Here is a 26,420-nt window from a genome sequence, read left to right on the forward strand (position 1 = left end):
CCTCCCTGTGACACTCCCGATAAAAGGGAGGTTGACGAACGCGCAAGGTTTTGCTGTATTGAAACCGGTTTCATTCGCCGTCACCGACAACAATCACAAGGGACCCGCAATGACCGATTCACCCTCCAACCCCCGCGAGCGGGTGACCATCAGCGAAGTGGCACGTGTGGCCGGTGTGTCCAAGGCCACGGTCTCGCGCTACATCGGCGGCGATCGCCAGCTGCTGGCCGAGGCCACCGCCAAACGCCTGGAAACGGTCATCGAGCGCCTGGGCTACCGGCCCAACCAGATGGCCCGCGGCCTCAAGCGTGGCCAGACACGCCTGATCGGCATGCTCGTGGCCGACATTCTCAACCCCTATTCAGTGGCCGTGATGCACGGCGTGGAAACCGCCTGCCGCCAGCACGGCTACAGCCTGGTGGTGTGCAATACCAACCGCGACGACGAGCAGGAGCGCCACCACCTGACGGCCCTGCAGTCCTACAACGTCGAAGGGCTGATCGTTAACACCCTCGGCCGCCACCCCGGCGAGCTGCTCAACCTGCAGCGCGACATCCCCATGGTGCTGGTCGACCGGCAACTGCCGGAGCTCAAGGTCGACCTGGTCGGCCTGGACAATGCCGATGCCATCGAGCAAGCGCTCGACCACCTGCAGGCGCAAGGCTACCGCGACATTCTCGCAGTCACCGAACCCCTGGATGGCACCAGTTCGCGGCTGGAGCGAGTGCAGGCCTTTACCGCGTCGATCAGCAATCGCAATGGCATGCGTCAGCAGCTGCTGGAAGTCGATGCGGGCTTGCCGGCCAAGCTCGGCGCCTTCCTGGCCAGCAAGGGTCATGGCCCGCAGGCAATCTTCACCTTCAACGGCGTGGCGACCCTGGCGGTTACCCGCGTATTGCACGATTCGGGCTGCAAACTGTTCAGCGAAGTGGGCCTGATCGCCCTCGACGAATTGGACTGGTACCCCCTGGTCGGCAGCGGTATTACCGCACTGGCCCAGCCCACCGAGCGCATCGGCGTGGCTGCGTTCGAGTGCCTGCTCGAACGCCTGCGCGGCAGCCGTGACGCGCCTCGACGCATCGATTTCAAGGCTCAGCTGATCACCCGAGGGTCCACTCAAGCACACGATTAATCCGCAGGCTGCAGGGCTGCCTGCATGGCTGCAATCAAAAATGAAACCGGTTTCATAGGGACAAGAACAATGCACGCGAACCCCGTTTCCATCAGTCTCTCCAGCTACGGCGCCAGCCTTGTGCGGCAACGTGGCCAGATGAGTTTTATCGGCCTACTGGCGGCAGCTGGCGTCAGTCGCATCGAATTGCGCGAAGAGTTGTTTGATGAGGCGCCCGACACTGTCGCGCTTTCGGCAGCGATCGCAGCCTCAGGCCTGGAGTGCCTGTATTCCTCTCCACTGGAGCTGTGGACGGCGCAAGGCCAGCCAGACCCGCAGCTGCCTGCGAAGCTGGCACTGGCCAAGGCCCTGGGCGCCGTGGCGCTGAAAGTTTCACTTGGGCATTACCATGAGCAATGCGATGTCGGTGCCTTGCAGGCACAACTGCGCGAAGGTGATCCTGTGTTGCTGGTGGAGAATGACCAGACGCCACAAGGCGGGCGCATCGAGCCGCTGCTGCGGTTCTTCCAGCATGCCCAGGGCTGGGCGCTGCCGCTGGGCATGACCTTCGATATCGGCAACTGGCAATGGCAGGGCGAGTCCGCGTTGCAGGCCGCTCGCCAACTCGGCCGTTGGGTGCGCTACGTGCACTGCAAAGCCGTGCAGCAAGGCACAGATGGCCGCTTGCATGCCGTGCCGCCGAAAGCCGCCGACCTGCTGGCCTGGGAAGCGCTGTTCGACGAATTCAGCCCCGGGCTGGTGCGTGCGGTCGAGTACCCGTTGGTAAGCGATGACCTGTTGGCGCTGACCCGTGCCCAGGTGCATAACCTGGCGCGGCTGGGGCTGGGCGAGGAGGTAAGCCATGCTTGAGCATGACGTGCTGTGTTTCGGCGAAACCATGGCCATGTTCGTCGCCGAGCACAGCGGCGACCTGGCCAGTGTCGGCAGCTTCGGCAAACGCATCGCCGGCGCCGACAGCAACGTGGCCATCGGCCTGGCGCGGCTGGGCTTTCGCGTGCGCTGGCTGAGCCGGGTCGGTGATGACTCGCTGGGGCGTTTCGTGCTCGCCAGCCTGCGCCAGGAAGGCCTGGATTGCAGCCGTGTCGAAGTCGATGGCTGCCACCCGACCGGCTTTCAGCTGAAAAGCCGCTGCGATGATGGCAGCGACCCGGTGGTGGAGTACTTCCGCAGCGACTCGGCCGCCAGCCGGCTTTCCACCGCGCTGCTCGACCCGACGCTGCTGCAGGCCCGCCACCTGCATGCTACCGGCATTCCGCCGGCGCTGTCGGCCAGCTGCCGGGCATTGTCCCATGCCCTGATCGATGGCATGCGCGAGGCCGGGCGGAGTATTTCCTTCGACCCGAACCTGCGCCCGTCGCTGTGGCCCGACCGAGCGACCATGGTCCGTGAGATCAACGCCCTGGCCTTGAAGGCCCACTGGGTCCTGCCCGGCCTGGAAGAAGGGCGTTTGCTCACCGGCCAGCACACCCCCGCCGACATCGCCGCCTTCTACCTCGACCAGGGGGTAGAACACGTGGTGATCAAGCTGGGCGATGCGGGGGCCTATTACCGCAATGGCCATGGCGCCGGGCAGGTCGCGCCGGTAGCGGTGGCCCAGGTGGTGGACACCGTGGGTGCCGGTGATGCCTTTGCTGTCGGCGTGGTCAGCGCGCTGCTCGAAGGCCGCCCGCTGGCCGACGCGGTGGCGCGCGGCAACTGGTGCGGCAGCCGCGCCGTGCAATCGCGTGGCGACATGGAAGGCCTGCCACATCGTCACCAACTCCACGCGCACGAACTGCGCAGAAGTGCCTGAACCGCTGAACGCCGGCTTGCCGGCCCTGTTGCGACAAGAACAACAAGCTCAGGAGAACGTTTCATGCAATCGACTCGCCTCGCACCACGCCGCTGGTGGTACATCATCCCGATCGTCTTCATCACTTACAGCCTGGCCTACCTGGACCGCGCCAACTATGGCTTTGCCGCGGCCTCGGGCATGGCCGACGATTTGAAGATCACGCCCGTGCTGTCCTCGCTGCTGGGGGCGCTGTTCTTCCTCGGCTACTTCTTCTTCCAGGTACCCGGCGCGATCTACGCCGAAAAGCGCAGCGTGAAGAAGCTGATCTTCGTCAGCCTGATCCTCTGGGGTGGCCTGGCGACCCTGACCGGGATGATCAGCAACGTCTACCTGCTGATCGCCATCCGCTTCCTGCTCGGCGTGGTGGAAGCTGCAGTGATGCCGGCCATGCTGGTGTACCTGTGCCACTGGTTCACCCGCGCCGAACGCTCGCGGGCCAACACCTTCCTGATGCTCGGCAACCCGGTGACCATCCTGTGGATGTCGGTGGTGTCGGGCTACCTGATCAAGCACTTCGACTGGCGCTGGATGTTCATCATCGAAGGCCTGCCGGCGGTGCTCTGGGCCTTTATCTGGTGGCGCCTGGTGGATGACCGGCCAGCCCAGGTGAAATGGCTGAGCGAGCAGGAAAAGGCCAGCCTGCAGCAGGCCCTGGCGGCGGAGCAGCAAGGCATCAAACCGGTGAAGAACTACCGCGAGGCGTTCCGCTCGCCACAGGTGATCGTGCTATCGCTGCAGTACTTCTGCTGGAGCATCGGTGTGTACGGCTTCGTGCTGTGGCTGCCGTCAATCCTCAAGCAGGCAGCGAATGTCGATATCGTCGAGGCCGGCTGGCTGGCGTCGGTGCCGTACATGGCGGCGGTGCTGGGCATGATCGGGGTGTCGTGGGCGTCGGACCGGCTGCAGAAGCGCAAGCGCTTTGTCTGGCCACCGCTGTTGATTGCCGCCGTGGCGTTCTATGGCTCCTACGCACTGGGTACCGAGCATTTCTGGCTGTCCTACATGCTGCTGGTGATTGCCGGTGCGTGCATGTACGCACCGTATGGCCCGTTCTTCGCCATTGTCCCGGAGATCTTGCCGAGCAACGTGGCTGGTGGCGCCATGGCGCTGATCAACAGCATGGGCGCGCTGGGTTCGTTCGGCGGGTCGTGGCTGGTGGGCTACCTGAACGGCGCCACGGGCGGCCCGGGTGCCTCATACCTGTTCATGTCGGGGGCGCTGCTGGCCGCAGTGGCGCTGACCGCCGTACTGAAAACCTCACAGACCTCCGGCCGCGCCAAGCGCGGCGGCCCACGCCTGGCCATGAGCCAATAGGAAGTAGCCATGAAGAAACGCATCGTCTTGTACAAACGCCTGTCCGACGCCTTGCTGGCCAGGCTGGAGGAACAGGTGGAGGTGACCTGGGTGGACACCGGCGCGGCAGATGGCCTGGCGCGTCTGCGCGACGCCTTGCCGGGCGCCCATGGCCTGCTGGGCGCCAGCCTGCGCCTGGACAGCGAGCTGCTCGACCTGGCGCCGCAGCTGGAGGTGGTCTCCAGTGTTTCGGTGGGAGTCGACAACTACGACATCGCCGACCTGACACGACGCGGTGTGATGCTGACCAACACCCCCGATGTGCTGACCGAAACCACCGCCGATACTGGCTTCGCCCTGATCCTGGCCACGGCACGGCGGGTGGTGGAACTGGCCGGCTGGGTGCGTGAGGGGCAATGGCAGGCGAGCCTTGGGCCGGCGCATTTCGGTACCGATGTGCATGGAAAGACCCTGGGTATCGTCGGCATGGGGCGCATCGGCGAGGCATTGGCCCGGCGCGGTGTGGCCGGGTTCGGCATGCGTGTGCTGTACCACAGTTCGCGGCCCAAGCCCGAGGTGGAGGCGCGTTATGCGGCGCGTTACTGCAGCCTGGATGTGTTGCTGGCCGAGGCGGATTATGTGTGCCTGACGGTGCCGCTCAGTGCCAGCACCGAGGGGCTGATCGGTGCCCGCGAACTGGGGTTGATGAAGCCCGAGGCGATACTGGTGAACATTGCCCGTGGACGGGTGGTGGATGAGGCCGCGTTGATTGAGGCGCTACAGCAGAATCGGATTCGCGGGGCAGGGCTGGATGTGTTCGTGCAGGAGCCGTTGGCTGTCGATTCGCCGCTGTTGCGGCTCGCTAACGTAGTAGCGACACCACATATCGGCTCGGCGACCCATGAAACGCGGGAGGCCATGGCGCGTTGTGCAGTGGACAATCTGCTAAGCGCCTTGGCAGGCCAACGCCCGCCCAACCTGGTCAATCACAACAGCCCTGCATGAACTTAGTAGGGTGGCTTACTTGAAATCCCACTGCATCTGGGTCGCGATACTGACGCCGCTGGACGACTTCACGCACACATCCAGGTAATCGGTAAAGCGCGGCGGCACGGCGATGCCTTCCTCAAGCAGGCGGCTGTTGTCGAACAGGTAGTTGAGGTCGGCAAAGCCGCTGTACAGGCGCAGTGCGCGCAGCACCAGGCGCGGGTTGGCCGGGCCGATGCGCGCTTCGAAGTCCTGCGCCAGGCTTTTCAGGTCATCGACATCGACCTTGCGGTAACGCTCGCCCACCGGCTGCGCGCCGTTGGCATGGGCGAAGGCCTGGTCGATCTCGCCAAAGGTGCAGGCGGCCTGGTGGCCAGCCGAGATGTGGTACAGGTTGTGCTCCAGGCGTGGCTTGAGGGTGAGGCCGATCAGCGCCTCGGCACAGTAGTCGACCGGGATCACGTCGATCTGCTCGTCCAGCTCGCAGGTGAAGCTCTCCAGCGCGAAGCCCATGCGGAACACCCAGAAGATGCTGGCCGAAGCCTGGCAACCAAGGGTGCGGTGGCCTACCACGATGGACGGGCGCGCCACCACCAGCGGCAGTTGCGGCAGTTGCTCGCTCATGCGCCGTTCGATCTCGGCCTTGGACGCGGTGTAGTCGACCAGCTGCTTCTCGGCCGCTGGGAACTCCCACGATTCGCTGATCGGCGACTCGCGCTGCGGGCCGCAGCTCATCGCCGTGCCCACGTGCAGGAAGCGCTTGAGGCGCGTCGAGCGGCTCATCACCTCGGCGAAGGCATAGGTGCCTTCGACATTGACCGGCCAGATGTTCGGGTTCTTCGAGAACGAGGCCACCGCCGCACAGTTGATCACCCGGTCGATCTGCATCAGCCGCGGCGTGGCCTCGGCCAGCCAGCGGGTATCGAGAAAGTCGCCGCACAGGATCTGGTCGGCGCGCAGGGCCAGGCAGTCGTGCTCGTCAACGCCATGTTGGCGAAGGTTGTCGCGCAGGCGTTCAAGGCCTTGCTCCTGGCTGTCGGCACGCACCAGAAAATACAGGTTGGCGCTGCGGCCATTGGCAATCAATTGAGCTGTTACCGAACCACCGAGAAAACCGGTGGCGCCAGTCAGCAGTATATGTTCGTGCAGATCGAAGTTGATATGTGGGGCAGGCGCGTTCATAAACTTCCTCTGAAAAGTTTATTGGCGGGAATCGAGGTTTGAGCTCGTGCCTAGAGCGCGCAGGGACTGGCGTTCAGCTCGGAGCGAGGCGATTGTCAGGGCTTTGGGAGGGAAGTTGCAATTAACGAAATGCGGGTTTCATATGAAACAAAAGTTAATGAAAGTTTCAGCCCTCATTAATTAAATGATGCGCACTGCAAAGATGCCAGATGCTTTGTTATCAGCAAGTGAGATGAATGTGAAAAATACCTTCGGCCTCTGAGGGGGCTGGGCGGTGCACTGACCGGGCGCCTATCCTGTTGGCAGTGGACGACCATCAGGAGCAGGCATGAATCGAAACGAGCTGCGCAAGGCGGACATCAACCTCATGGTGGTGTTCGAGGCGTTGATGCAAGAGCGCAACCTCACCCGCGCCGCCGAAAAGCTGTTTCTCGCCCAGCCCACGGTCAGCGCGGCGCTGGCCAGGCTGCGCACGATGTTCAACGACCCTCTGCTGGTCCGCGTCGGCAACCGCATGGAGCCGTCTGCACGGGCGGCGGAGGTGATCAAGCACCTCACCCCGGCGTTGGACGCGATGTCGGCGGCGCTCAGCCTGACCCACGACTTCGACCCGCCGACCAGCAAGATGACCTTCAGGATCGGCTTGTCCGACGATGTCGAATCCGGGCTGTTGCCGCCATTGTTGCGGGCGTTGCGCACCGAAGCGCCGCATGTGGTGGTGGTCGTGCAGCATGTCGACTACTGGCGTATCCCCGACTTGCTGGCGTCGGGCGATGTCACGGTGGCCATCAGCCAGACCCGCGGCCTGCCGGCCAATGCCAAACGTAAAGTATTACGTACCATGCAGGCGCGGGTGCTCAGGGCCGACAAGTCCGCGCAACCGCTGACCCTGGAGGAGTTCTGCCAACGCCCTCACGTGCAGGTCTCGCCAACGGCCAATACCCAGGGCGTGGTCGATGAATGGCTGAAGGAGATCGGCCATGCGCGCAACGTGGTGTTGTCGGTGCCCCAGTTCAGTTCATTGCCGGCGATCCTGGCCGACACCGAACTGCTCGCCTGCTGCCCCGACTACGCCGCCGAGGCCATGGCCAGCTGGGGCAACCTGCAGGCCGAAACGCTGCCGTTCGACACCGTGCCGCTGGAGTTGGCCATGGTCTGGTTGAGCACCACCGACAGCGACCCGGCCGAGCGCTGGCTGCGCGGACGGCTGGAGTACTACATGAGTGGTAATCGTGAGATCAGGATTGGGTAGGGGGGATGCTGGGGGTGTTCGCCTTGGCATTTTTGGCGCCTATGAGATCGAGCGCCGCCCGCGAGGCGCTCGATGCATGCCATCACTGAAAACTCAAGGCAGGCATCCTTCAAGGCCCACCTGATAGCAGTTTCAATGCCCGCCCTTCATCCGCCGTGCCACCAGGTAGATCACCAACCCCGCCAAGGCCGTCAGCGCCCCGATGTACCCAGTACTGGTCCAGCCCAAACCGGCGCTGATGGCCATGCCGCCAAACCAGGGCCCCAGGGCGTTGGCCAGGTTGAAGGCGGCATGGTTGGACGCGGCCGCCAGGCTTGGCGCTTCGTGGGCGATGTCCATCAGGCGGATCTGCAGTGGCGCGGCCAGGGCGATCATGGTGCCAACCAGGCCGATCCCCAGCAGCACCGACCACAGTGCATGGGCGGCGAAGCTGAAGAACAGCAGCACGACCGCCGACCACACCAGGACGATGCCCACGGCGCGGAACTGCAGGCGGTCGAACAGCTTGCCACCGGCAATGTTGCCGATGATGCCGCCAGCACCGAACGCGGCCAGGCCGAAGGGGATCCACTCGGGTGCCACCTGGGTCACCTGCAGCATGGTCGGTGCCAGGTAACTGAACACGCAGAACATGCCGGCAAAGCCGATCGCGGCAATGCCCAGCGCCATCCACACCTGGGGCAGGGTGAAGGCTTGCAGCTCCTTGCGCGGGTCGCTGCGCGGTTCATCAACGGGCTGCGGGACGTATCGCCAGACCAGCGCAATGGTGCACAGAGCAATGGCACCGACCAGGATGAACGCCGAACGCCAGCCGAAGAACTGGCCGAGGAAAGTCGCCACCGGGTTGCCCAGCAGCATCGCCAGGGTCAGGCCCATCATCACCCGCGCCACGGCGCCGGCACGCTGGTTGCTCGGCACCATACTCGACGCCACCACCGCGGCGATGCCGAAGTAGGCGCCATGGGGCAGGCCGCTGATGAAGCGGAAGGCGACCATGCTGGTGAACGACGGGGCAAAGGCAGTGGCCAGGTTGCCGATGGCATACAGCGCCATCAGCAACAGCAGCATGTGCTTGCGCAGCAGCTTGGCTCCGAGGATGGCCAGGGTCGGCGCACCGACCACCACCCCCAGCGCGTAGGCACTGATGGCATGGCCGACTTGCGGCTCGCTCAATTGCAGGTTGGTGGCGATATCGGGCATCAGGCCCATGATGGCGAATTCGCCGGTACCGATGGCGAAGCTGCCGAGCGCCATGGCAGCTTCCATCTTGCCGACGCCGCCCTTGGATGCTGCGAGCGGCGGTAATTCCTGAACAGACATTACGGTCCCTTGAGAAACATACTGAAACGTTTAATGGGGGATCATAACATTCAGGAGATTGGTTGGGCGCAATGGGTAGGGCGCTAAAGCACTCCAGGCACGCATCCGATCACTCGGCCATCTGCAATTCTGGCAACTTGACTCGGAAGGCCTTGGTCAGCCCGAGCAGGCAGAGGAACCCCACGCCCATCCAGCACAGGCCAATGGTGAAGGACATGCTCGACAGGCTGGTCCACAGCCAGATCGTGCTGAGGAACCCGAGTGCCGGAATGGCGCCGTACAGCAGGCAGTTGCGCATCCCTCGCAACTGCTGGTCCACCAGGTAGTGCTTGACCACCGCCAGGTTCACCGCCGAGAAGGCGAACAGGGCGCCGAAGCTGATCATGTTGGCCACGGTGTCCAGGGTGATGAACAGCGCCACCAGCGACAGCAGGCTGACCAGCATGATCGCCGTCGCCGGCACGCGCTTCTTCGTCACCAGCTGGCCGAACACCCGGGGCAGCGCGCCATCGCGGCCCATGGCGAACAGCACCCGCGACACGCTGGCCTGGGACACCATCGCCGAAGCGAAGCAGCCGGCCACGTAGGTGGCGGTGAAGGCTGTCACCAGCATTTCGCCGCCGACCCGGCGCATCACGTCCACCGACGCCGAATCCGGGTCGGCGAAGCTGGCCCAGTCGGGGAAGACCATCTGTGCGCAGTACGACACCACCAGGAACAGCAGGCCTCCGATCACCGACACCGCCATGATCGCCTGGGGAATGCGCCGGGTCGGGTTGCTGGTTTCCTCGGCCATGGTCGACACCGCATCGAAGCCGAGGAACGACAGGCACAGCACCGCCGCGCCGGTCATGATCAACGGCACGCTGAAGCCTTCGTGGTGGAACGGCGCCAGCAGCGAGACCGGCGCGGTCTGGCCGCTCATGTGGCGTACCGACAGCGCAACGAACACCACGATGAACACCAGCTGTGCCACCACCAAAATCCAGTTGACCCGGGTGATCGACTCGATGCCGATCAGGTTGAGGAAGGTCACCAGGGCAATCGAACCGGCGACCCACACCCAGGCATGGATGGCCGGGAAGTATTCGGACATGTAGATGCCGATCAGCAGGTAGCTGAGCAGCGGCAGGAAGATGTAGTCGAGCAGCAAGGTCCAGCCGGCGATGAAGCCGAAGTGGCTGCCGAAGGCTTTGCGCGTGTAGGTATAGACCGAACCGGAGTAGGGATGGGCCTGGACCATGCAGCCGTAGCTGTAGGCGGTCAGAAGCATGGCGGCGAGGGTGAGGATGTAGGCGATGGGCAGGTGGCCCTTGGTCATCTGGGTGACCAGCCCGTAGGTGGTGAAGACGGCGAGCGGGACCATGTAGGCAAGGCCGAACAGGACCAGCGCGGTCATGCCCATGGATTTGCGGAAACGGCCGGAGGTGTTGCTGGGCGACGCAGGATGCTGGGGTTGGGCTGTATTTGTTGTTGTATGCATTTGCTAACTCCTGAAATGGGATGCAGGAAGCCGCAGCAGGCGAGCGGGCTCGCTACTGGTGAGGAAGTCTGATCGTAGGTGTGGCTCAGGTGGGGCGGCTCGAATGCTCCCACACTCGGGCAGGCCTCGAAATCACCCTTTGGGGGGAGCAGTTTTTTCCTCTGCAAGGGGCAGCAAAAAGCTGGTTTCGCCGGGCCCGCGGCTGCGCCAAGAATGTTGTCCAGACCCATAACAAGCGGACCGCACGGACGGTCGTCAGGAGTGTGTATGTACGATCTCGGATACTGGCAACAGCGCGCGGCAGGCCTGAGCTTGCCAGACAAGGCCTTGATCGGTGGCCGCCAGCTCGGGGCCGCCAGCGGTGCAACGTTCGACGCCATCAACCCCGCGACCAATCAGGTGCTCGCCCGTGTCGCTGCCTGTGACCTGGCTGAAGTCGACCTCGCCGTCAGCACCGCACGCAAGGCCTTCGAGCAAGGGCCGTGGCCACGCATGGCGCCCGTCGAGCGCAAGAAGGTGCTGCTGCGCCTGGCCGAGTTGATCATGGCCCACCGTGAAGAACTGGCGCTGCTGGACTCGCTGAACATGGGCAAGCCGGTCATGGACGCCTACAACATCGACGTGCCGGGTTCGGCCCACGTTTTTGCCTGGTATGGCGAGGCGCTCGACAAGCTCTACGATCAGGTGGCACCGACCGCTGCCAATGCCTTGGCCACCATCACCCGCGAAGCGCTGGGCGTGGTCGCGGCGGTGGTGCCGTGGAACTTCCCGCTGGACATGGCCGCCTGGAAGCTCGCCCCAGCGTTGGCAGCGGGCAACAGCGTGGTTCTCAAGCCCGCCGAGCAATCGCCGTTCTCGGCCCTGCGCCTGGCCGAACTGGCGCTGGAAGCTGGCTTGCCGGAAGGTGTGCTCAACGTGGTCCCGGGCCTTGGTGAAACCGCGGGCCGTGCGCTGGGCCTGCACCCTGATGTCGACTGCCTGGTGTTCACCGGCTCCACTCAGGTGGGCAAGTACTTCATGCAGTACTCGGCGCAGTCCAACCTCAAGCAGGTGTGGCTGGAGTGTGGCGGCAAGAGCCCGAACCTGGTGTTCGACGACTGCCAGGACCTGGACCTGGCCGCCGAGAAGGCCGCTTTTGGCATCTTCTTCAACCAGGGCGAAGTGTGCTCGGCCAACTCGCGGCTGTATGTGCAGCGCTCGATCCACGACGAACTCATCGAGCGCCTGCAGGCCAAGGCCCGCCAGTGGCTGCCAGGCAACCCGCTGGACCCGGCCAGCCGTGCCGGCGCCATCGTCGATGTCGAGCAGGCCACGCGCATAGCCCGGGCCATCGGCCAGGCCCGCGAGGAGGGCGCGCGCCTGGTCTGTGGCGGACAACGCCTGACCATCGGTGGCTCGGACAACTATATCGAACCGACCATTTTCGCTGACGTCGACAACCGCATGAGCCTGGCCCGGGACGAGGTGTTCGGGCCGGTGCTGGCGGTCAGTGCGTTCGATACCGAGGAAGAGGCTATTCGCTTGGCCAATGACAGCATCTACGGCCTGGCGGCGTCGGTGTGGAGCGATGACCTGAACCGTGCGCACCGGGTGGCGCGTGCGCTCAAGGCCGGTACGGTATCGGTGAACACGGTCGATGCGCTGGATGTGACGGTGCCGTTTGGTGGTGGCAAGCAGTCCGGGTTCGGTCGCGACCTGTCGTTGCATTCGTTCGACAAGTACTCGCAGTTGAAGACCACCTGGTATCAGCTGCGCGGCTGACAGGGAGGGCTTGGGGTTTCGGGGGGGCGCTACACCTCTCAGGGCATGCGCATGTGGCCGATTCAATGGCCATCGGCCGACGGTTGCCGCGGTGGCTGGACCTTGTGCATCAAAGGCACCAGCAACGTGGCGATCACGAAGCACACCATGATCACCAGAAAGGCGTCGGCGTAGGTCATCGTCTGCGCTTCGCGCCAGGTCAACGCCCACAGTTGATGCAGCGCCGTCTGGCCAGCATCCAGGCTGTTCTGGCCCAGTGCCTGGGCGCTGTCGCTCCATTGTTCGAGCCTGGTGTTCAGGGTTTCGTTGTGCACGTTCAGGTGCTCAGCCAGGCGCAGAAAGTGCAGGTTGGTACGGTCATTGAGTATCGTGGCGCAGGCCGCGATGCCCAGTGCGCCGCCCAGATTGCGCATCAGGTTGAACAAGCCCGACGCAAGCTTCAGGCGTGCCGGCGACAGCGCGCCCAGGGTCAGCGTGACCGTCGGCGGCACCGCCATCTGCTGGGCGAAGCCGCGAATGGCCTGGGGCAGCAGCAGCTCCCTGGCGCCCCAGTCATGGGTAATGGGCGAAAAGTCCCACATCGAGATAGCGAACAGCGCCAGGCCGAACATCAAGATCCAGCGCAAGTCCACCCGGTTGGCGAGAAAGGCGTACACAGGGATGGCCATGAGCTGGAACACGCCGGTGGAAAACACCGCCAGGCCGATATCCAAGGCCCCGTAACCGCGCACACGGCCGAGGAACAACGGCGTCAGGTAGATCGTGGCGAAGATCCCGATGCCGGTGATGAAGGAAAACAGGCAGCCCAGGGCAAAGTTGCGGTCGCGCAGGGCATGCAGGTCGACGATGGGCTGCGCGGCGCTCAGGCTGCGCCAGACGAACAGGATGCCGCACAGGCCTGCCAGCCAGGCCGTGGTGGCTATGGTGCTATCACTGAACCAGTTCCAGCGCGGGCCTTCTTCCAGGGTGTACTCCAGGCAACCCAGAAACACCGCCATCAAGGCCATTCCCAGGTAGTCGGCGCCCTTGAGCAACCCCAGGTCGGGCTGATCGACCTTGACCAGCATCGGTACGGCGAGGGTGACGAAAATGCCGGGTACCAGGTTGATGTAGAACAGCCAGTGCCAGGACGAAACATCGGTGATCCAACTACCAACTGCGGGCCCCAAGGTGGGCGCGAGCGAGGCGATGGCGCCGATCACCGAGGCGGCAATCACCCGTTGTGGGCCGCTGAAGTAGATGAATGCGGTGGTGAACACCAGCGGGATCATCGAGCCTCCCAGAAAGCCTTGCAGTGCCCGGAAAGCGATCATGCTCTGGATGTTCCAGGCCACCGCACAGAGCAGACTGGTCAGGGTGAAGCCGGCGGCCGAGGCGGCGAACAACCAGCGCGTGCTCATCACCCGCGACAGCCAGCCGGAGAGCGGGATCACGATGATCTCGGCAATCAAGTAGGCTGTTTGCACCCAGGCGGTGTCGTCCGCACCGGCGGAAAGCCCACCGCCGATGTCCTTGAGCGAAGCCGAGACAATCTGGATATCGATCAAGGCAATGAACATGCCCACGCACATGCAGGCGAAGGCCGCGACCTTCTGACGGGGGCTGAGGACTGGCAGTTCGCTGCTCATGGCCGGCTTGCCGTTGCAAGGTCAGGCTGCGCCACGCGCGGGGCCTTGGTGTCGATTTCGGCATACACCGAAAGGCCAGGGCGCAGGGCGCCGAAGTCGGCGTCGCCATCTGCCAGACGCACACGCACCGGCACGCGTTGCACGATCTTGGTGAAATTACCGGTGGCATTCTCGGGCGGTAATACACTGAACTGCGCACCGGTGGCCGGCGCGATGCTCTCGACGCGGCCATGGAAGGTACGGCCCGGGAGGATATCGGCGGTGATGCTGACAGCCTGGCCCACTTGCATGCGTGCCAGCTGGTCTTCCTTGAAGTTGGCGTCAACCCACAGCCCGTGGGCCGGTACCACCGAAATCAGTTGGCTACCGGCTGCGGCATAGGCGCCGACCTTGGCCCGGCGGTTGCCGACATAGCCATCGACTGGTGCACGCAGTTCGGTGTAACCGACATTGAGCCGGGCCTGTTCCCGGTCCGCTTCGGCCTGGGCCAGGGCGGCACGGGTCTGCTGGCGCTGGGTGTCGATCACGGTCAGTTGCTGGCGTGCCGCCACCAGGCCGGCCTGCGCGTGGACGCGGTCGGCCTGTGCGGTTTTCCAGGCGGTGTCGACGCGCTGGGCGCTTTGCACCGAGACCGCCTGGCTTTGCACCAGATTCTGGTAGCGCACCCGGTCGTCCATGGCCCTTTGGGCCTCGGCGCTGCGGGCGTCGATCTGTGCTTTGGCCTGGTTGATGAGCGCCTGCTGCAGCAGTTCGACCGCGTCGAGATTGGCCAGGCGGGCATGCTGCGCCGCCACGGCGCCATCAGCCTTGGCCAGGGCGGCGTTGTAGTCGCGCACGTCGATCCGCGCCAGCAGGTCACCGGCCTTGACGAACTGGTTGTCGACCACCGCGACTTCACTGATATAGCCGGGGACCTTTGCGCTGATCACCGTCACCTCCGCGCCCACGTAGGCATCGTCGGTGTCTTCGATGAAGCGGCCGCTGAGCCACCAGTGGCTCACGTAGGCCACGCCAGCAACCATGGCGAGCGCCAGTGCGCCCAGGCGCAAGGCGGCGCGGCCAAAGCGCTTGCCGCGCGCGGTGGCGCTGTTCAGGGTCGCGCCGGATTCGATGTCGACCTGAGCGTTCATGACGGTCAGTCCTCTGGTTGGGCTTCGGGGGAACAGGCTTTACGCCCTGTAGCGGGGCGCTGGCACGCGCAACGAAAGCTGCGGCAACAATTTCTGCCGCGCGGCCTCATAGGCGTCCAGGTCGGCGATATCCGGCAGCGCCGGCAGGGTGGCGAATTCGCCAAGATCGAGGCCGACAAGCGCTGCATCGACCATGTCATCTGCGGACATCACGATCTCGCCAGGCAGTTGTTCGACAGGCTTGCCAGAGGTGGCCCAGAAGTCGGTGGCCGTTGCCCCTGGCAACACCACCTGGACTTGCACGCCAAGCTCCTTGAGTTCGCTGCGCAGCGACTGGCTGAAGGCGTAGACATAAGCCTTCGAGGCCCCGTAGACGCCGTTGAGGACTTCCGGGGCGATGGCCACGATCGATGCGATGTTGATCAACGTGCCGCCGCCGCGTGCCACCAGGCCCGGAATGGCTGCATAGGTCAGGCGGGTGAGCGCCTGCACGTTGAGTGCGAGCAAGTCATCCAGGGTGTCGATATCGGATTCGAGCAGCGGCTGGATGGCACCCATGCCAGCGTTATTGACCAACATCGTGATGCTGGCATCGGTGCGCAGGATCTCTTCGACGCGCGACAGGCCGGCCGGGCTGCCAAGGTCTGCCACCACCACCTCGATGGAGCGCCCGGTGGCGTCGGTCAGGCGTTTGGCCAGTGCATTGAGCGGGGCTTCGCTGCGGGCGACCAGGATCAGATCGTAACCACGACGGCTGAGGCGGTCGGCATAGATCGCCCCGATGCCGGAGGATGCGCCGGTGATGAGTGCGGTACCCAGGTGCTTGATCATGACTGTCTCCAGGGGTTGCCCGTGCACGGCTTGTGCGCTGGTCTGGAGGACATGTTATGGCCTTGTGGGGCTGACTCAAATGTCATATAAGACACCTTTTAGGACATGAGGCTCAGCCATGCACACGCTCGGTTTTGTCGTGCTTCCAGGCTTCCAGCTGATGGGGCTGACCGCGATCACGGCCTTCGAGATCGCCAACCTGACCTTGGGCAAGCCCGCGTATGAAGTCACCCTGCTGTCGGAAGATGGCGGGTTGGTGCCGTCTTCGGCAGGTTTTCGCATCGAGACCCGCGCATTTGCCAGCGAACATGTGTTCGATACCGTGATGTTCGGCTCCGGCACGTCGGTAATGCCGGTCACGGCCGGCCTTGCCAGCTTTGTACGGGCATCGATGACCTCCGCCCGCCGCGTTGCCGCGCCTTGTGTCGGCGCCTTCGTCCTCGCCGAAAGCGGTGTGCTCGATGGCCGGCGGGCAACCACCCACTGGCTGTTCGCCAAGCAGCTGCAGGACCGCTACCCCAAGGTCAAGGTCGAACCGGACCGGATCTACATCATCGACGGCCCGGTGTGGACCTCGGCAGGCATGACGGCAAGCATCGACCTGGCCCTGGCCATGATCGAGAAGGATCACGGGCTGGAAACCGCCCGCATCGTCGCGCGCAAGCTGGTGGTCTACCACCGCCGGGCCGGTGGGCAGTCGCAGTTTTCCGTGTTGCTGGACCTCGAGCCCAAGTCCGATCGCATCCAGAAGGCTCTCGATTACGCCCGGCGCAACCTGACAAGCGCCTTGAGCGTCGAGGAGCTGGCCGAGGTCTCGCACCTGAGCCCCCGGCAGTTCAGCCGCGCCTTCACCGCCGAGACCGGCCAGTCGCCGGCCAAAGCGGTGGAGCATCTGCGGGTTGAAGCAGCGCGGATGCTGCTCGAAGACAGTGGGCACCCCATCGAAGTCGTTGCCAGGGAGGCAGGTTTTGCCGACCGGGAACGGATGAGGCGGGCGTTCCTGCGGACGATCGGCCAGACGCCGCAGATGATTCGGCGCAGCGGAACGGCAGTGGGGTAAACGGGCTACGCTGTTCAGATGCCGCCGAGTATCTGGAGGACACTGCCACGGGTACCGCCTCGCTACCCGGTCTGACCCGCAAGATCCGCGTGCTCGATGCCCTGGCCTGGCCGGATGGCATCGAGCAGGTATTCCTCAGCCAGTGGCGCGGCGGCAATGCGCAATTGCCCCAGGTGCAGTTGCGACCACGCGAGCACAGCGCCGACATTGCCGCGCTGGAGGCCTTTTTCGGGCAATGCGATCAGGGCCATCCGGCTGGACGCTTCCTGGCGATGACCGCCCGCAGCTACGCCACTGCCGGGCGCATGCTGGGGGCCATCGGCACCCCTGAGTTCAACAGGCACTTGATGGCGCCGACTTCATCCAGGTATTCGAAGGGTTCGTGAAGGCCGAGCAGTCGCCGCAAGAGTCGTTCTGCTCGAACCAGCGGATCTTCCGCGGTGCCGACCTGCGCGGCCTTGGCCGCGTTGGTCGCCAGTTCGTGCAACACCAGGGCCATCACCGAATAGCTACCCGGCCGGCTGCAATTGCCACTGCGGGTTCGACAACCGTTCCACGAAGAAATCGGCCAGTACCTGGACCTTGCGCGGCCGAGTGCGTGCGGACGGGGTCACGAAGTACAGGCCCCCTTGGGTCATCCGCCATTCGGGCAGCAGATGCTCCAGGCGGCCGTCGGCCAGGTACTCGGCGGCGATGAATTCCGGTAGTTCGGCAATCGCCATGCCCGCCAGCAAGGGCGCGATCAGGGCATCCGAGTTGGTCACCCGCAGCGGCCCGCGGGGCGTCACGTCGTGCTCGCTGCCGTCGGCGTGGCTAAAGCGCCAGACCTGGCTGCGGGCGCGATAGGCGTAGCTCATGCAGGCATGGCCAGCCAGTTCGCGCGGGTGTGTGGGGTGGCCATGGCGGGCAAGGTAGGGCGGCGCCGCTACCAGGTACTGGCTGACCGCGCAGATACGCCGCGCCACCAGTGATGAGTCGGGCAGGGCAGCGATACGCAAGGCTGCGTCGAAACCCTCGGCGACCAGGTCGACGGTCGAGTCGGACAGATGCAGGTCAAGTTCCAGCCCAGGGTATTGGGCCAGCAACTCGGGCAGCAGCGGCGCGACCCAGCGCAAGCCGAAGGACATCGGTACCGCCAGGCGCACCAGCCCGCGCGGTTGCACCGACAGCTCCTGGGCTTCGCTTTCCATTTCCTCGGCCTGGCGATACAGCGCGCTGGCTTGCTCGACCATGCGCAGGCCGAATTCCGTCAGAGAGAGCTGGCGCGAGGTACGGTTGAACAGGCGCGCACCCAGTCGTTCTTCAAGGCGCGCTACCGCACGCGAGACCGTGGGCACCGACACGCCCATGGCCCTTGAGGCTGCGGCGTAAGAGCCTTCTTCGGCCACTTTGGCGAACATCGCCAGGCCTTCGAAATCCGGAATTCTTGGCATTTCATTTCTGTAATGATGGCTTTCAAATGATTCTATTTTGAAATGATCTGTCAGTCGATACGCTTCTCCCCACAGCAACTCACTACCTCAACGGGAGAAACACCATGAGCAAGAAACTCGAAGGCAAGATCGCACTGGTCACTGGCGGCACCACCGGCATCGGCCTGGCCACGGCAAAACGCTTTGCCGAGGAGGGCGCCCATGTCTACATCACCGGGCGCCGCCAGGCGGAACTGGACAAGGCCGTGGGGCTGGTTGGCAATGCCACCGGCATTGCAGTCGACTCCACCCGGCTGGAGCAACTGGATGAACTGTATGCCCGCATCGGCCAGGAACAGGGGCGCCTGGATGTGCTGTTTGCCAACGCTGGCGGCGGTTCCATGCTGCCCTTGGGCGGGATTACCGAGGCCCACTATGACGACACCTTCGACCGTAACGTGAAAGGGGTGCTGTTCACCGTGCAGAAGGCGCTGCCGCTGCTGGCGCGCAACGCATCGATCATTCTCACGGGCTCCACGGCCGGTAGTTCCGGCACCGCAGCGTTCAGTGTGTACTCGGCGTCCAAGGCTGCGGTGCGAGCCCTGGCCCGTAGCTGGATCCTGGACCTGAAGGACCGCGCAATCAGGGTCAATACGCTCAGTCCTGGCGCCACGCGTACTCCCGGGCTGGTCGAGCTCGCCGGGCCGGATGCCGGGCAACAGCAGGGTCTGCTGGATTACCTGGCTGCGCAGGTACCGCTGGGGCGGGTGGGCGAGCCGGTCGAGATCGCCAACGCGGCGGTGTTTTTGGCCAGCGACGACGCCAGCTTCGTCAACGGGGCCGAGCTGTTTGTGGATGGTGGGCAGGCGCAGATTTGAGCAGCATGATGGTTGTTTACGCAATGGAGTACAAATGTACTCCAGCTGTTCGCCGTTAGTTTCACAGGCGCTGAAAACCTAACGGCAAACACCACCAAGCCGATAACCAAGACCAAGGCCATCTTTCGGTGCATCATGATCATCTCGATATCCAGATCCGCTTCCCGCCAGTACTGAAAAATGAATCGTCCGCTATTCATCGCGCTAGATGGCCCAAAAGGCACCGGCAAGACCACCTTGCTGGAGGCTGTTACCCAAGCCCTGAGGGCAGACAACAGAAAAGTGATCCGGCTGTGCGAGAAAAAAAGCGACCCCTTCAGGGGCGAGACCATGGCGCTGGTCAATCACTTGGCAAGAAACCCCTGCCAGGAGCTGGAACTGAATGTCTGTGCGCGCCTGGCCGACAGCCGTGCGTGGATTTCCCGCAACGTGCTGCCCAGGCAACCGGCAAACAGCATCATCCTGATCGATCGCTGGTACCCCTCCGATGCCGCGTTTCGCCGAGCAGTCCCGTTTGCCGAGATTCTGCAGATGAACCGCGAGCGCAACGTGCAAGTGCCGGACCTGCATGTCGGGGTGGTCACCTCGCCTGACACCTCCTGGGCGAGGGCGGCGGCACGTACGCGGGGGCTGGGCAGTACGGTGATCCGCCGGCTGGATGAGCAGATCGCCTGCACCGAGGCGTTCGAGCGGGCGGTTGCCGACCATGGCTGGGTGCTGTGCCGTAACGAAGGATCGGTCGAAGACGCGACACAGCAGGTGGTCGCCGAGATTCAGGGCGTGCTGGCCTCAAACAACCTCTAGTGTGCGAGATGAGATCATGGCGCAAACCGACGTTCTCATTGTAGGTGCCGGCCCGACCGGGCTGACGCTGGCGCTTTGGCTCACCCGGCAGGGTGTTGCCGTCAGGATCATCGACAAGAGCAGTGGCCCAGGCGAAGCGTCGCGTGCCATGGCCGTTCAAGCCCGCACGCTGGAACTCTATCGCCAGCTCGACTTGGCCGAGGCTGTTATTGATGCCGGCTACAAAACACCGGCCATGAACCTGTGGGCCCGAGGCCGGCGCAGAGCACGCATTCCCTTGACGGATGCCGGCGCATCTATTTCTGCCTACCCCTTCGTGTTGATCTATCCCCAGGATCGCCATGAGCGCTTGCTGGAGCAGCAGCTCCATGTGCTGGGCGTGAACGTGGAACGGCAAACCGAACTGCTGTCCCTCGAAGAGGAGGAATGCCATGTCACCGCCACTCTGAAACAGGCAGATGGGCAGGAAGTGGCATGCACTGCGGCGTATTTGGCCGGGTGTGATGGCGCTCGTTCGCTGGTCCGTCATGCGCTCGGCAGTGGTTTCGAGGGCGGTACCTACAAGCAGCTTTTCTATGTCGCGGATGTGCGGGTAACGGGTATCGAACCTGCGGGTGAGGCACACATCGCGTTTGATAAGTCCGACTTCGTGCTGCTGCTGTGCTACGGCGAGAAGGACCAATATCGGCTGATCGGCACTGTACGGGACGAGCGTGCGGAGCATCCCGAGCAACTGACGTTCGCCGACGTCGGGCATGACGCCATCAACGGCTTGAACCTGAAGATTACCGAGGTGAACTGGTTTTCCGCCTATCGCGTGCACCATCGTGTCACGGACCATTTCCGCCGTGGCCGAGCGTTTCTGCTTGGCGATGCTGCGCATGTCCACAGCCCGGCAGGCGGGCAGGGCATGAACACCGGCATTCTGGATGCGAACAACCTGGCCTGGAAGTTGGCTGCGGTGATCAAAGGCAAGGCGCCCGATAGATTGCTCGACAGCTACCCGATCGAGCGCCAGGCCTTTGCCCGCAAACTGGTGGAGACCACGGACAGGCTGTTCGCGCTGGTTACTGCCCAAGGCGGCCTCGCCGAATTTGTGCGCACACATGTTGCGCCAGTCATCGCCAGCGTTGCGTACAAGCGCGAAAGCGTCCGTGAGTACCTGTTTCGCCTGGTTTCGCAAACCCGCATCGACTATCGCGACAGCCCGCTGAGCCAAGGCAAGGCCGGCGAGGTTCAGGGCGGTGATCGCCTACCTTGGTTGCCTGGAGCCACGGCGGACAACTACGCATCACTGACAGCCATTGCGTGGCACGTGCACGTTTACGGCGAAGCCAAGGCAGACCTGGCCCAATGGTGCACGCATCACGGCATTGCACTGCAGGTTTTCCCTTGGCAGCCTGAGTACGAGCAGGCCGGCATTGCCAGAAATGCCACTTACCTGTTGCGGCCTGATACCTATGTCGCTGTGGCTGATCCTCAGGGCGACATAGCGGTGTTGAGCCGATATTTTGAAGAACAAGGCATCACGCTGTCCGCTTAAGATGCCGGAGCGTTGGAACGGGACTTGCTGTAAGCCAGGGAAACTCCACAAAGTGGGTAATCCGGCCATGCTCCCTGTAGACCATTGCTATCTGCGCGCCAGACCATGGCACCCATGTTCGGGTTTGCGACACCCTATATCGGGTCAATTGGCAGGGTTAAGTATCTGTTCCGGCTGTAACGGCGGAACAGGGGGGACAGGCGGAAAAGCCAGATAGCGTCGTTCAGTGCTCGTGGGCGTGGGAGTGGATGGTCAACGCACCCGGCACCTTGGTGCGCTCGAGGCCGCCGTGGTCCAGCCATCGAAGCGTTTGCTCATAGGCGCGCTCCAACAAAGCGTCGGTCTGGTCAAAGTTGAACACTGAGACATCCACTGGGCACAGCGGTGGAACGATGTGCAGGCTGGTAAGCGTACGGAAGTGTTCGATATCGCTCACCAACTGGCGCATGCTCATCAGGTTGACAGTGTGCAAGGCCAGGGCAACCAGCCCTTTGGGTGGCTGTTTCAAGGCACAACTGAATCCCGTAGGGATGACCACTACGTTGTTCGCCCCGAGGCTGACAGCTGTGGAAATGGGCGTGTTGCTGGCCACACCGCCATCGACCAGGAACTGGTCGCCAATTTGCACGCTGGGGAACACCAGCGGGATGGCGGCGCTGGCCAGTAACGCCTGCTCCAGTTCACCGCTGGACAGGACGGTTTCGGCACCACTGAGCAGGTCGGTCGTCACGATATGCAGGGGTAGTTGCGCATCCTCGATGCGATGAATAGGCAGCGCTTGGCCAAGCAAGCGGTGCAGCGCTGCCGGCTGGAGTAGAAAACCGCGCCGTTTGATCAGCCCTCTACAGGTATCGAGCCAGGACAGGGGGAAGATGTCGGCTCTGTTCAGGTTTCGCCAGAAATCGGCGAGCGTCTCGACACCCTGCGCGTCGGGCCTGGCGGCAAAGTAGGCGCCATTGATTGCACCGACCGAGGCACCGATCACCCTGTCGAACTGGACATTGGACTCCACCAAGGCTCGCAACATGCCCACTTGAACCGCCCCCAGGCTGCCACCGCCGGCGAACACGATTGCGGTTTGCGTGGTCATGGCGGCAGTCTCTGTGCAGGCGTGTGTGGGTTAAGTGTAGTCGGCGGGGCAACGCTGGACTGTGCACGCCGTTTGCTTGCCACATGCGGTGTACTACGCTGCTGATACCCACGCTTGCCAGGAGAGCGCCGATGCTGCCCATGCCCACGTTTGGAGTGCGCGTTCATGGCTAGGCGGATGCTCGCCGGCCTGGCGGCGTGCCTGGCATTGGCAGCCACACTGCTGTGCGGCAGCAGCCAGGCAGTCGAGGAGGTGGGGTCGGCAAGCGCCGAGCCTGCCGAGCTGAAAATCGCCAACCGTTCGATCGTGGTCTTGCATGCCACGGTGCTGGGCGAAGTGCCTGCTGCCCGTGTCCGGCGCGCCGAAGCGGTCATCAATGAACAGCTCGACGATGGCTTTGCTGGCCAGGTCAGCGTGGACCCGATTCAGGACAGTTACATGGTGCTGCTGGGGGATCGCCGGGCATTCATCGTCTCACCCAGGGACCTGATTGGCGGCGACCTGGATGCTCGCCAGGGCGCCGACCTGGCTGCCCAGCGCTTGAGCCAGGTGGTGGAAGAAGCCCGGCAGGCACACAGCCTGCGTTTCCTTTTGGTCGCGGTCGGCTTGAGCGGTGCTGCGACCTTGATCTACCTGGCGCTGGTCAAACTCTGCCTGTGGTTGCACGGCAAGGCACTGTCGTGGCTACCCCAGCGTGTGCGCAAACACACCAGCGCCTTGCGCATCGGGCGTACCCAGCTGGTCGAATCGAGCAACCTCTACCCCTTGTTGCGGCGCCTGCTGGCGTTGTTGCGCTGGACGTTGATCCTGTTGCTGACCTATGAATGGCTTACTTTCGTCCTGCAACGATTCCCCTATACGCGGCCGTGGGGCGAGAGCCTGAACCTTTACCTGCTGGGTCTGTTGCGCCACGTGCTGACCGGTATCGTCGATGCAGTGCCTGGGCTGCTGATCGCCTTGCTGATCTTCTTCATCGCTCGTGGCTTCAGTGCCTTCAGCAAGCGCCTGCTCGAGCGCCTGGCGCGGCCCGGCACGATCAGTTGGCTGACCCAGGAAACCCTGCAACCGACCACCCGGCTGACGGCCCTGGCCATCTGGCTGTTCGCCGTGGCCATGGCCTACCCCTATCTGCCCGGTGCCGACACCGACGCGTTCAAGGGGCTTTCGGTACTGATCGGTCTGATGATTTCTCTGGGCGCGACCAGTGTGGTTGGCCAGGCCGCCGCGGGGCTGATCCTCACCTACACGCGCACCCTGCGCCCCGGCGAATACGTGCGCATTGGCGAGCACGAAGGCACGGTCACCGAGCTGGGCATGTTCACCACCAGCATTCGCACCGGCCTGGGCGAGGTGCTGACGCTGCCCAACTCGATGATCACCGGGGCGGTGACCAAGAACTACTCACGTGTGGTGCAAGGGCAGGGGTATGTGGTCGATACCACGGTCACCATCGGCTACGACACGCCCTGGCGCCAGGTCGAGGCGATGCTGCTGGAGGCGGCGAAGCGCACGGACGGGGTGCTGCAGGCTCCCCGGCCCCAGGTGTTCCAGACCGCCTTGTCGGATTTCTACCCCGAATACCGCCTGGTGGCCCAGGCCGTGCCGAGCGAGCCTCGCCCACGGGCAGAGCTGCTGACCATGCTGCATGCCAATATCCAGGACGTGTTCAACGAGTACGGCGTGCAGATCATGTCGCCTCACTATCTGGGTGACCCTGAGCAGGACAAGGTCGTACCGAGGGAAAACTGGTACACCGCCCCGGCGTCGCCACCCGAGGACAGCCAGCGATGATCGACAGGGTAAGGCGAGCCTAGCGGGAGGGGCTAGCCATGCTCGCCAGATGCCTCTCCAAGGCGCTCGTTGCTCGATTGCCCGCCTGTTCGTCGACGCCCACCTTCAGGATTTGCCAAAGCCGCTCAAGCTGCGCCTGCGTGATCCCGGTATTCATGCTGATCCGCATGTGCGCCTGAAGCTGCGGCTCCACCCCAATCAACGGGGACAGCATGCCCACCGTCGCCAGTTCTCGGGTTTGCCAATCCAGGTTGTCTCGCTCGAAGATATCGCCAAGCAAATGGGCGCGCAGGTACTGGCTGATGAGCCCGCGCTTTCACGCGGGCGCTTGTTTGAGCCGTGATCAGAACCCTTCCAGGACAATCTTGCCTCGGGCCTTGCTGCTTTCGATCAAGGCGTGGGCACGTTTGAGATTGTCGGCACAGATGCTCCCGAAATGCTCCCCGACAGTCGTTTTCAGTACGCCGTCGTCAACCAGCTGCGAAACACGCTCGAGCAGTTGGTGCTGCTTGATCATGTCCTCGGTCTTGTACAGCGAGCGGGTGAACATGAGCTCCCAATGCAATGACAGCGACTTGCGCTTGAGCGGCATGACATCCAGTTGTGCCGGATCATCAATCAGTGCGAGCTTGCCTTGTGGACGAAGCACTTCCACCAGTTGCGGCAGGTAGGTGTCGGTGTGCGTCAGGCTGATCACATAATCGATCGGATTCAGCTCGAGCTCTTCCAGCTGAAGGGGGATCGATTCAGCGTGGTCAATGACATGATGAGCGCCCAGCGCTTTGACCCAGGCTTGAGTCTCAGGCCTTGAGGCAGTGCCTATGACGGTAAGCTGCGTGAGCTTTCTTGCCAGCTGCACCAGGATCGAGCCCACTCCGCCAGCAGCACCTACAACGAGGAGGCTTTGCCCGTTACCGCCATTTTCTTCGACGGCTAAACGGTCGAACAGTAATTCCCAGGCAGTGATGGACGTGAGGGGCAGGGCGGCGGCACTGGCGTTGTCCAGGCTGCGAGGCTTGTGGCCGACAATGCGCTCATCCACCACATGGAGCTCGCTATAGCTGCCTGGTCGATCAATGGCGCCGGCGTAGAACACCTCATCCCCAGGCCTGAATAGCGTTACCTGCGGGCCAGTCTCGCGGACAACGCCCACGGCATCCCAGCCGAGAACCTGTGGTTGCTCCCCGCCACGGCTGGCCCGAATCTTCGTATCAACCGGGTTGACCGCAATTGCCTTGATCTCGACCAGCAGGTCCCGGGCACCGGGCTTCGGTGATGGCAACTGCGCGTCGAACAGTGACTGGGGATCCTGGATCGGTAAACCAGCCTGGGTGTAAACGACAGCCTTCATGGGCTCTACCTCTTGAAAATCGAAAAGTGGGTGCAGGCTATTCGTTTTGATTCACGCAAAAAACAGCCTGAATGGAGTAAGACTTTCTCGCTGGCAATGAAAATGATGTGGAGCGCGTGCGTCCGTGCCAGTCATCAATTGCCATTCGGTGGAAAATCAATCTCCGTCATGGCCACATTGTTGAGGTAGTTGGTCAGCGTCAGTAGGGAAACCTGGGCGATAATATCGACGATTTTCACGTCATCGAGCCCTGCTTCCCGTGCCGCCGCCAGCTGCGCATCGCTGACCTGGCCTCGAGTCAGCGTAACCGCCCTGGCGAATGCAGCAACGCCATCGAGTGTGCCGGCCCGCGCAGCCAGCAGCGCGTCAGCCTCCAGACCAACGTTGCCGCCAAAGAAACTGTGAGCGGCGATGCAGTAGTCACAGCCATTTACCGCTGATGCGGCCAGTGCCGCTACTTCACGCTCGGCGGGGCTGAGACTGTTCTTGTTCAGCGCTTGCGACAGCGCAAGATAGCCACCGAGGGCTGCAGGGGAATGGGCGAGGGTGGCGAAGGCATTCGGAACAAAACCCAAGCCTTTTTCCACGCCTTGCAAGGCGGTACGGGCAGCGGTGGGCGCCTGGTCGAGCGTCAGTGCAGCGATGCGAGTCATGATTG

22 protein-coding genes and 2 pseudogenes are annotated in these 26,420 nt (G+C 63.4%); 13 read left to right on the forward strand and 11 right to left on the reverse strand.

All coding sequences use genetic code 11. The annotated features are described in order from the left end of the window. The first annotated feature begins 109 nt into the window (after nt 1-109). The 5 genes and pseudogenes from ACOKS3_RS14270 to ACOKS3_RS14290 all read left to right on the forward strand — a co-directional run bounded on the left by ACOKS3_RS14270 (nt 110) and on the right by ACOKS3_RS14290 (nt 5,264). Complete coding sequence (locus tag ACOKS3_RS14270) at nt 110-1,132, forward strand: LacI family DNA-binding transcriptional regulator (RefSeq protein ID WP_422763974.1); 1,023 nt, start codon at nt 110-112, stop codon at nt 1,130-1,132. Between the two features lie 69 nt (nt 1,133-1,201). Then, nucleotides 1,202-1,981, forward strand: a complete 780-nt coding sequence (locus ACOKS3_RS14275) for a sugar phosphate isomerase/epimerase family protein (RefSeq protein WP_422763975.1) — start codon at nt 1,202-1,204, stop codon at nt 1,979-1,981. Further along, nucleotides 1,974-2,924, forward strand: coding sequence for a sugar kinase (locus tag ACOKS3_RS14280; protein ID WP_422763976.1), 951 nt, complete (start codon nt 1,974-1,976; stop codon nt 2,922-2,924). The genes ACOKS3_RS14275 and ACOKS3_RS14280 overlap by 8 nt, the downstream gene beginning before the upstream one ends. Before the next feature lie 63 nt (nt 2,925-2,987). Continuing rightward, a pseudogene (locus ACOKS3_RS14285) lies at nt 2,988-4,272 on the forward strand (MFS transporter). Between the two features lie 17 nt (nt 4,273-4,289). Further along, complete coding sequence (locus ACOKS3_RS14290) at nt 4,290-5,264, forward strand: 2-hydroxyacid dehydrogenase (RefSeq protein ID WP_422763977.1); 975 nt, start codon at nt 4,290-4,292, stop codon at nt 5,262-5,264. Between the two features lie 15 nt (nt 5,265-5,279). Here the strand turns inward: ACOKS3_RS14290 and cprA are convergent, their stop codons facing one another. Beyond that, nucleotides 5,280-6,428: a cationic peptide resistance protein CprA gene (cprA, locus tag ACOKS3_RS14295; RefSeq protein ID WP_422763978.1), complete on the reverse strand. Its 1,149-nt coding sequence runs from the start codon at nt 6,426-6,428 to the stop codon at nt 5,280-5,282. A gap of 328 nt (nt 6,429-6,756) precedes the next feature. On the opposite strand from cprA, the gene ACOKS3_RS14300 reads away from it, so the two are divergent. Beyond that, nucleotides 6,757-7,680, forward strand: coding sequence for a LysR substrate-binding domain-containing protein (locus ACOKS3_RS14300; protein WP_422763979.1), 924 nt, complete (start codon nt 6,757-6,759; stop codon nt 7,678-7,680). A 132-nt stretch (nt 7,681-7,812) separates the two neighbouring features. Here the strand turns inward: ACOKS3_RS14300 and ACOKS3_RS14305 are convergent, their stop codons facing one another. After that, on the reverse strand, nt 7,813-9,000 hold the full coding sequence (locus tag ACOKS3_RS14305) for an MFS transporter (protein WP_422763980.1): 1,188 nt from the start codon (nt 8,998-9,000) through the stop codon (nt 7,813-7,815). A gap of 109 nt (nt 9,001-9,109) precedes the next feature. Then, entirely contained in the window at nt 9,110-10,483 is a 1,374-nt protein-coding gene (locus ACOKS3_RS14310; RefSeq protein WP_422763981.1) for an APC family permease, read from the reverse strand. Nucleotides 10,484-10,750: 267 nt separating this feature from the next. On the opposite strand from ACOKS3_RS14310, the gene ACOKS3_RS14315 reads away from it, so the two are divergent. After that, nucleotides 10,751-12,244, forward strand: a complete 1,494-nt coding sequence (locus tag ACOKS3_RS14315) for an aldehyde dehydrogenase (RefSeq protein WP_422763982.1) — start codon at nt 10,751-10,753, stop codon at nt 12,242-12,244. Between the two features lie 62 nt (nt 12,245-12,306). Here the strand turns inward: ACOKS3_RS14315 and ACOKS3_RS14320 are convergent, their stop codons facing one another. From ACOKS3_RS14320 to ACOKS3_RS14330, 3 genes are all read right to left on the reverse strand, one after another. Next, complete coding sequence (locus tag ACOKS3_RS14320; protein WP_422763983.1) at nt 12,307-13,872, reverse strand: DHA2 family efflux MFS transporter permease subunit; 1,566 nt, start codon at nt 13,870-13,872, stop codon at nt 12,307-12,309. Further along, on the reverse strand, nt 13,869-14,894 hold the full coding sequence (locus ACOKS3_RS14325) for an HlyD family secretion protein (protein WP_422764061.1): 1,026 nt from the start codon (nt 14,892-14,894) through the stop codon (nt 13,869-13,871). Before ACOKS3_RS14325 ends, ACOKS3_RS14320 begins: the two co-directional genes overlap by 4 nt. Nucleotides 14,895-15,041: 147 nt before the next feature. Next, nucleotides 15,042-15,833 (reverse strand): SDR family NAD(P)-dependent oxidoreductase, encoded by a 792-nt coding sequence (locus ACOKS3_RS14330; RefSeq protein WP_422763984.1) that lies wholly within the window; start codon nt 15,831-15,833, stop codon nt 15,042-15,044. A 118-nt stretch (nt 15,834-15,951) separates the two neighbouring features. Between ACOKS3_RS14330 and ACOKS3_RS14335 the strand changes: the two genes are divergently transcribed. Together ACOKS3_RS14335 and ACOKS3_RS14340 are read left to right on the forward strand one after the other, a co-directional pair. After that, the gene (locus ACOKS3_RS14335) at nt 15,952-16,893 is read left to right on the forward strand and encodes a GlxA family transcriptional regulator (RefSeq protein WP_422763985.1); all 942 of its coding nucleotides are present in this window, start codon (nt 15,952-15,954) and stop codon (nt 16,891-16,893) included. A gap of 32 nt (nt 16,894-16,925) precedes the next feature. Then, nucleotides 16,926-17,246 (forward strand): annotated as a pseudogene (locus ACOKS3_RS14340) (flavohemoglobin expression-modulating QEGLA motif protein); the annotation flags it as partial. 156 nt (nt 17,247-17,402) lie between these two features. On the opposite strand, the gene ACOKS3_RS14345 reads toward ACOKS3_RS14340, so the two are convergent. Beyond that, nucleotides 17,403-18,326, reverse strand: coding sequence for a LysR family transcriptional regulator (locus ACOKS3_RS14345; protein ID WP_422763986.1), 924 nt, complete (start codon nt 18,324-18,326; stop codon nt 17,403-17,405). Nucleotides 18,327-18,430: 104 nt separating this feature from the next. Here ACOKS3_RS14345 and ACOKS3_RS14350 point away from each other — a divergent pair, with 104 nt between their 5' ends. From ACOKS3_RS14350 to ACOKS3_RS14360, 3 genes are all read left to right on the forward strand, one after another. Continuing rightward, nucleotides 18,431-19,183, forward strand: coding sequence for an SDR family NAD(P)-dependent oxidoreductase (locus ACOKS3_RS14350; RefSeq protein WP_422763987.1), 753 nt, complete (start codon nt 18,431-18,433; stop codon nt 19,181-19,183). A gap of 180 nt (nt 19,184-19,363) precedes the next feature. Continuing rightward, nucleotides 19,364-19,987: a dTMP kinase gene (locus tag ACOKS3_RS14355; RefSeq protein ID WP_422763988.1), complete on the forward strand. Its 624-nt coding sequence runs from the start codon at nt 19,364-19,366 to the stop codon at nt 19,985-19,987. A 16-nt stretch (nt 19,988-20,003) separates the two neighbouring features. Beyond that, nucleotides 20,004-21,530, forward strand: coding sequence for an FAD-dependent oxidoreductase (locus ACOKS3_RS14360; RefSeq protein WP_422763989.1), 1,527 nt, complete (start codon nt 20,004-20,006; stop codon nt 21,528-21,530). Nucleotides 21,531-21,753: 223 nt separating this feature from the next. Here ACOKS3_RS14360 and ACOKS3_RS14365 read toward each other — a convergent pair whose 3' ends face one another. Continuing rightward, nucleotides 21,754-22,620 carry a patatin-like phospholipase family protein gene (locus ACOKS3_RS14365; protein ID WP_422763990.1) on the reverse strand — a complete coding sequence of 289 codons (867 nt, stop codon included), beginning with the start codon at nt 22,618-22,620 and terminating at the stop codon, nt 21,754-21,756. A 165-nt stretch (nt 22,621-22,785) separates the two neighbouring features. Between ACOKS3_RS14365 and ACOKS3_RS14370 the strand changes: the two genes are divergently transcribed. Next, the gene (locus ACOKS3_RS14370) at nt 22,786-24,411 is read left to right on the forward strand and encodes a mechanosensitive ion channel family protein (protein WP_422763991.1); all 1,626 of its coding nucleotides are present in this window, start codon (nt 22,786-22,788) and stop codon (nt 24,409-24,411) included. Between the two features lie 19 nt (nt 24,412-24,430). Here ACOKS3_RS14370 and ACOKS3_RS14375 read toward each other — a convergent pair whose 3' ends face one another. From ACOKS3_RS14375 to ACOKS3_RS14385, 3 genes are all read right to left on the reverse strand, one after another. Next, the gene (locus ACOKS3_RS14375; protein ID WP_422763992.1) at nt 24,431-24,691 is read right to left on the reverse strand and encodes a carboxymuconolactone decarboxylase family protein; all 261 of its coding nucleotides are present in this window, start codon (nt 24,689-24,691) and stop codon (nt 24,431-24,433) included. 63 nt (nt 24,692-24,754) lie between these two features. Beyond that, nucleotides 24,755-25,762: a zinc-binding alcohol dehydrogenase family protein gene (locus tag ACOKS3_RS14380; RefSeq protein ID WP_422763993.1), complete on the reverse strand. Its 1,008-nt coding sequence runs from the start codon at nt 25,760-25,762 to the stop codon at nt 24,755-24,757. Nucleotides 25,763-25,896: 134 nt separating this feature from the next. Continuing rightward, nucleotides 25,897-26,415, reverse strand: coding sequence for a carboxymuconolactone decarboxylase family protein (locus ACOKS3_RS14385; protein WP_422763994.1), 519 nt, complete (start codon nt 26,413-26,415; stop codon nt 25,897-25,899). Between the last annotated feature and the right edge of the window lie 5 nt (nt 26,416-26,420).

It is taken from the genome of Pseudomonas sp. HS6-2, assembly GCF_049325675.2.
GTDB classification, from domain to species: Bacteria; Pseudomonadota; Gammaproteobacteria; order Pseudomonadales; family Pseudomonadaceae; genus Aquipseudomonas; species Aquipseudomonas putida_N.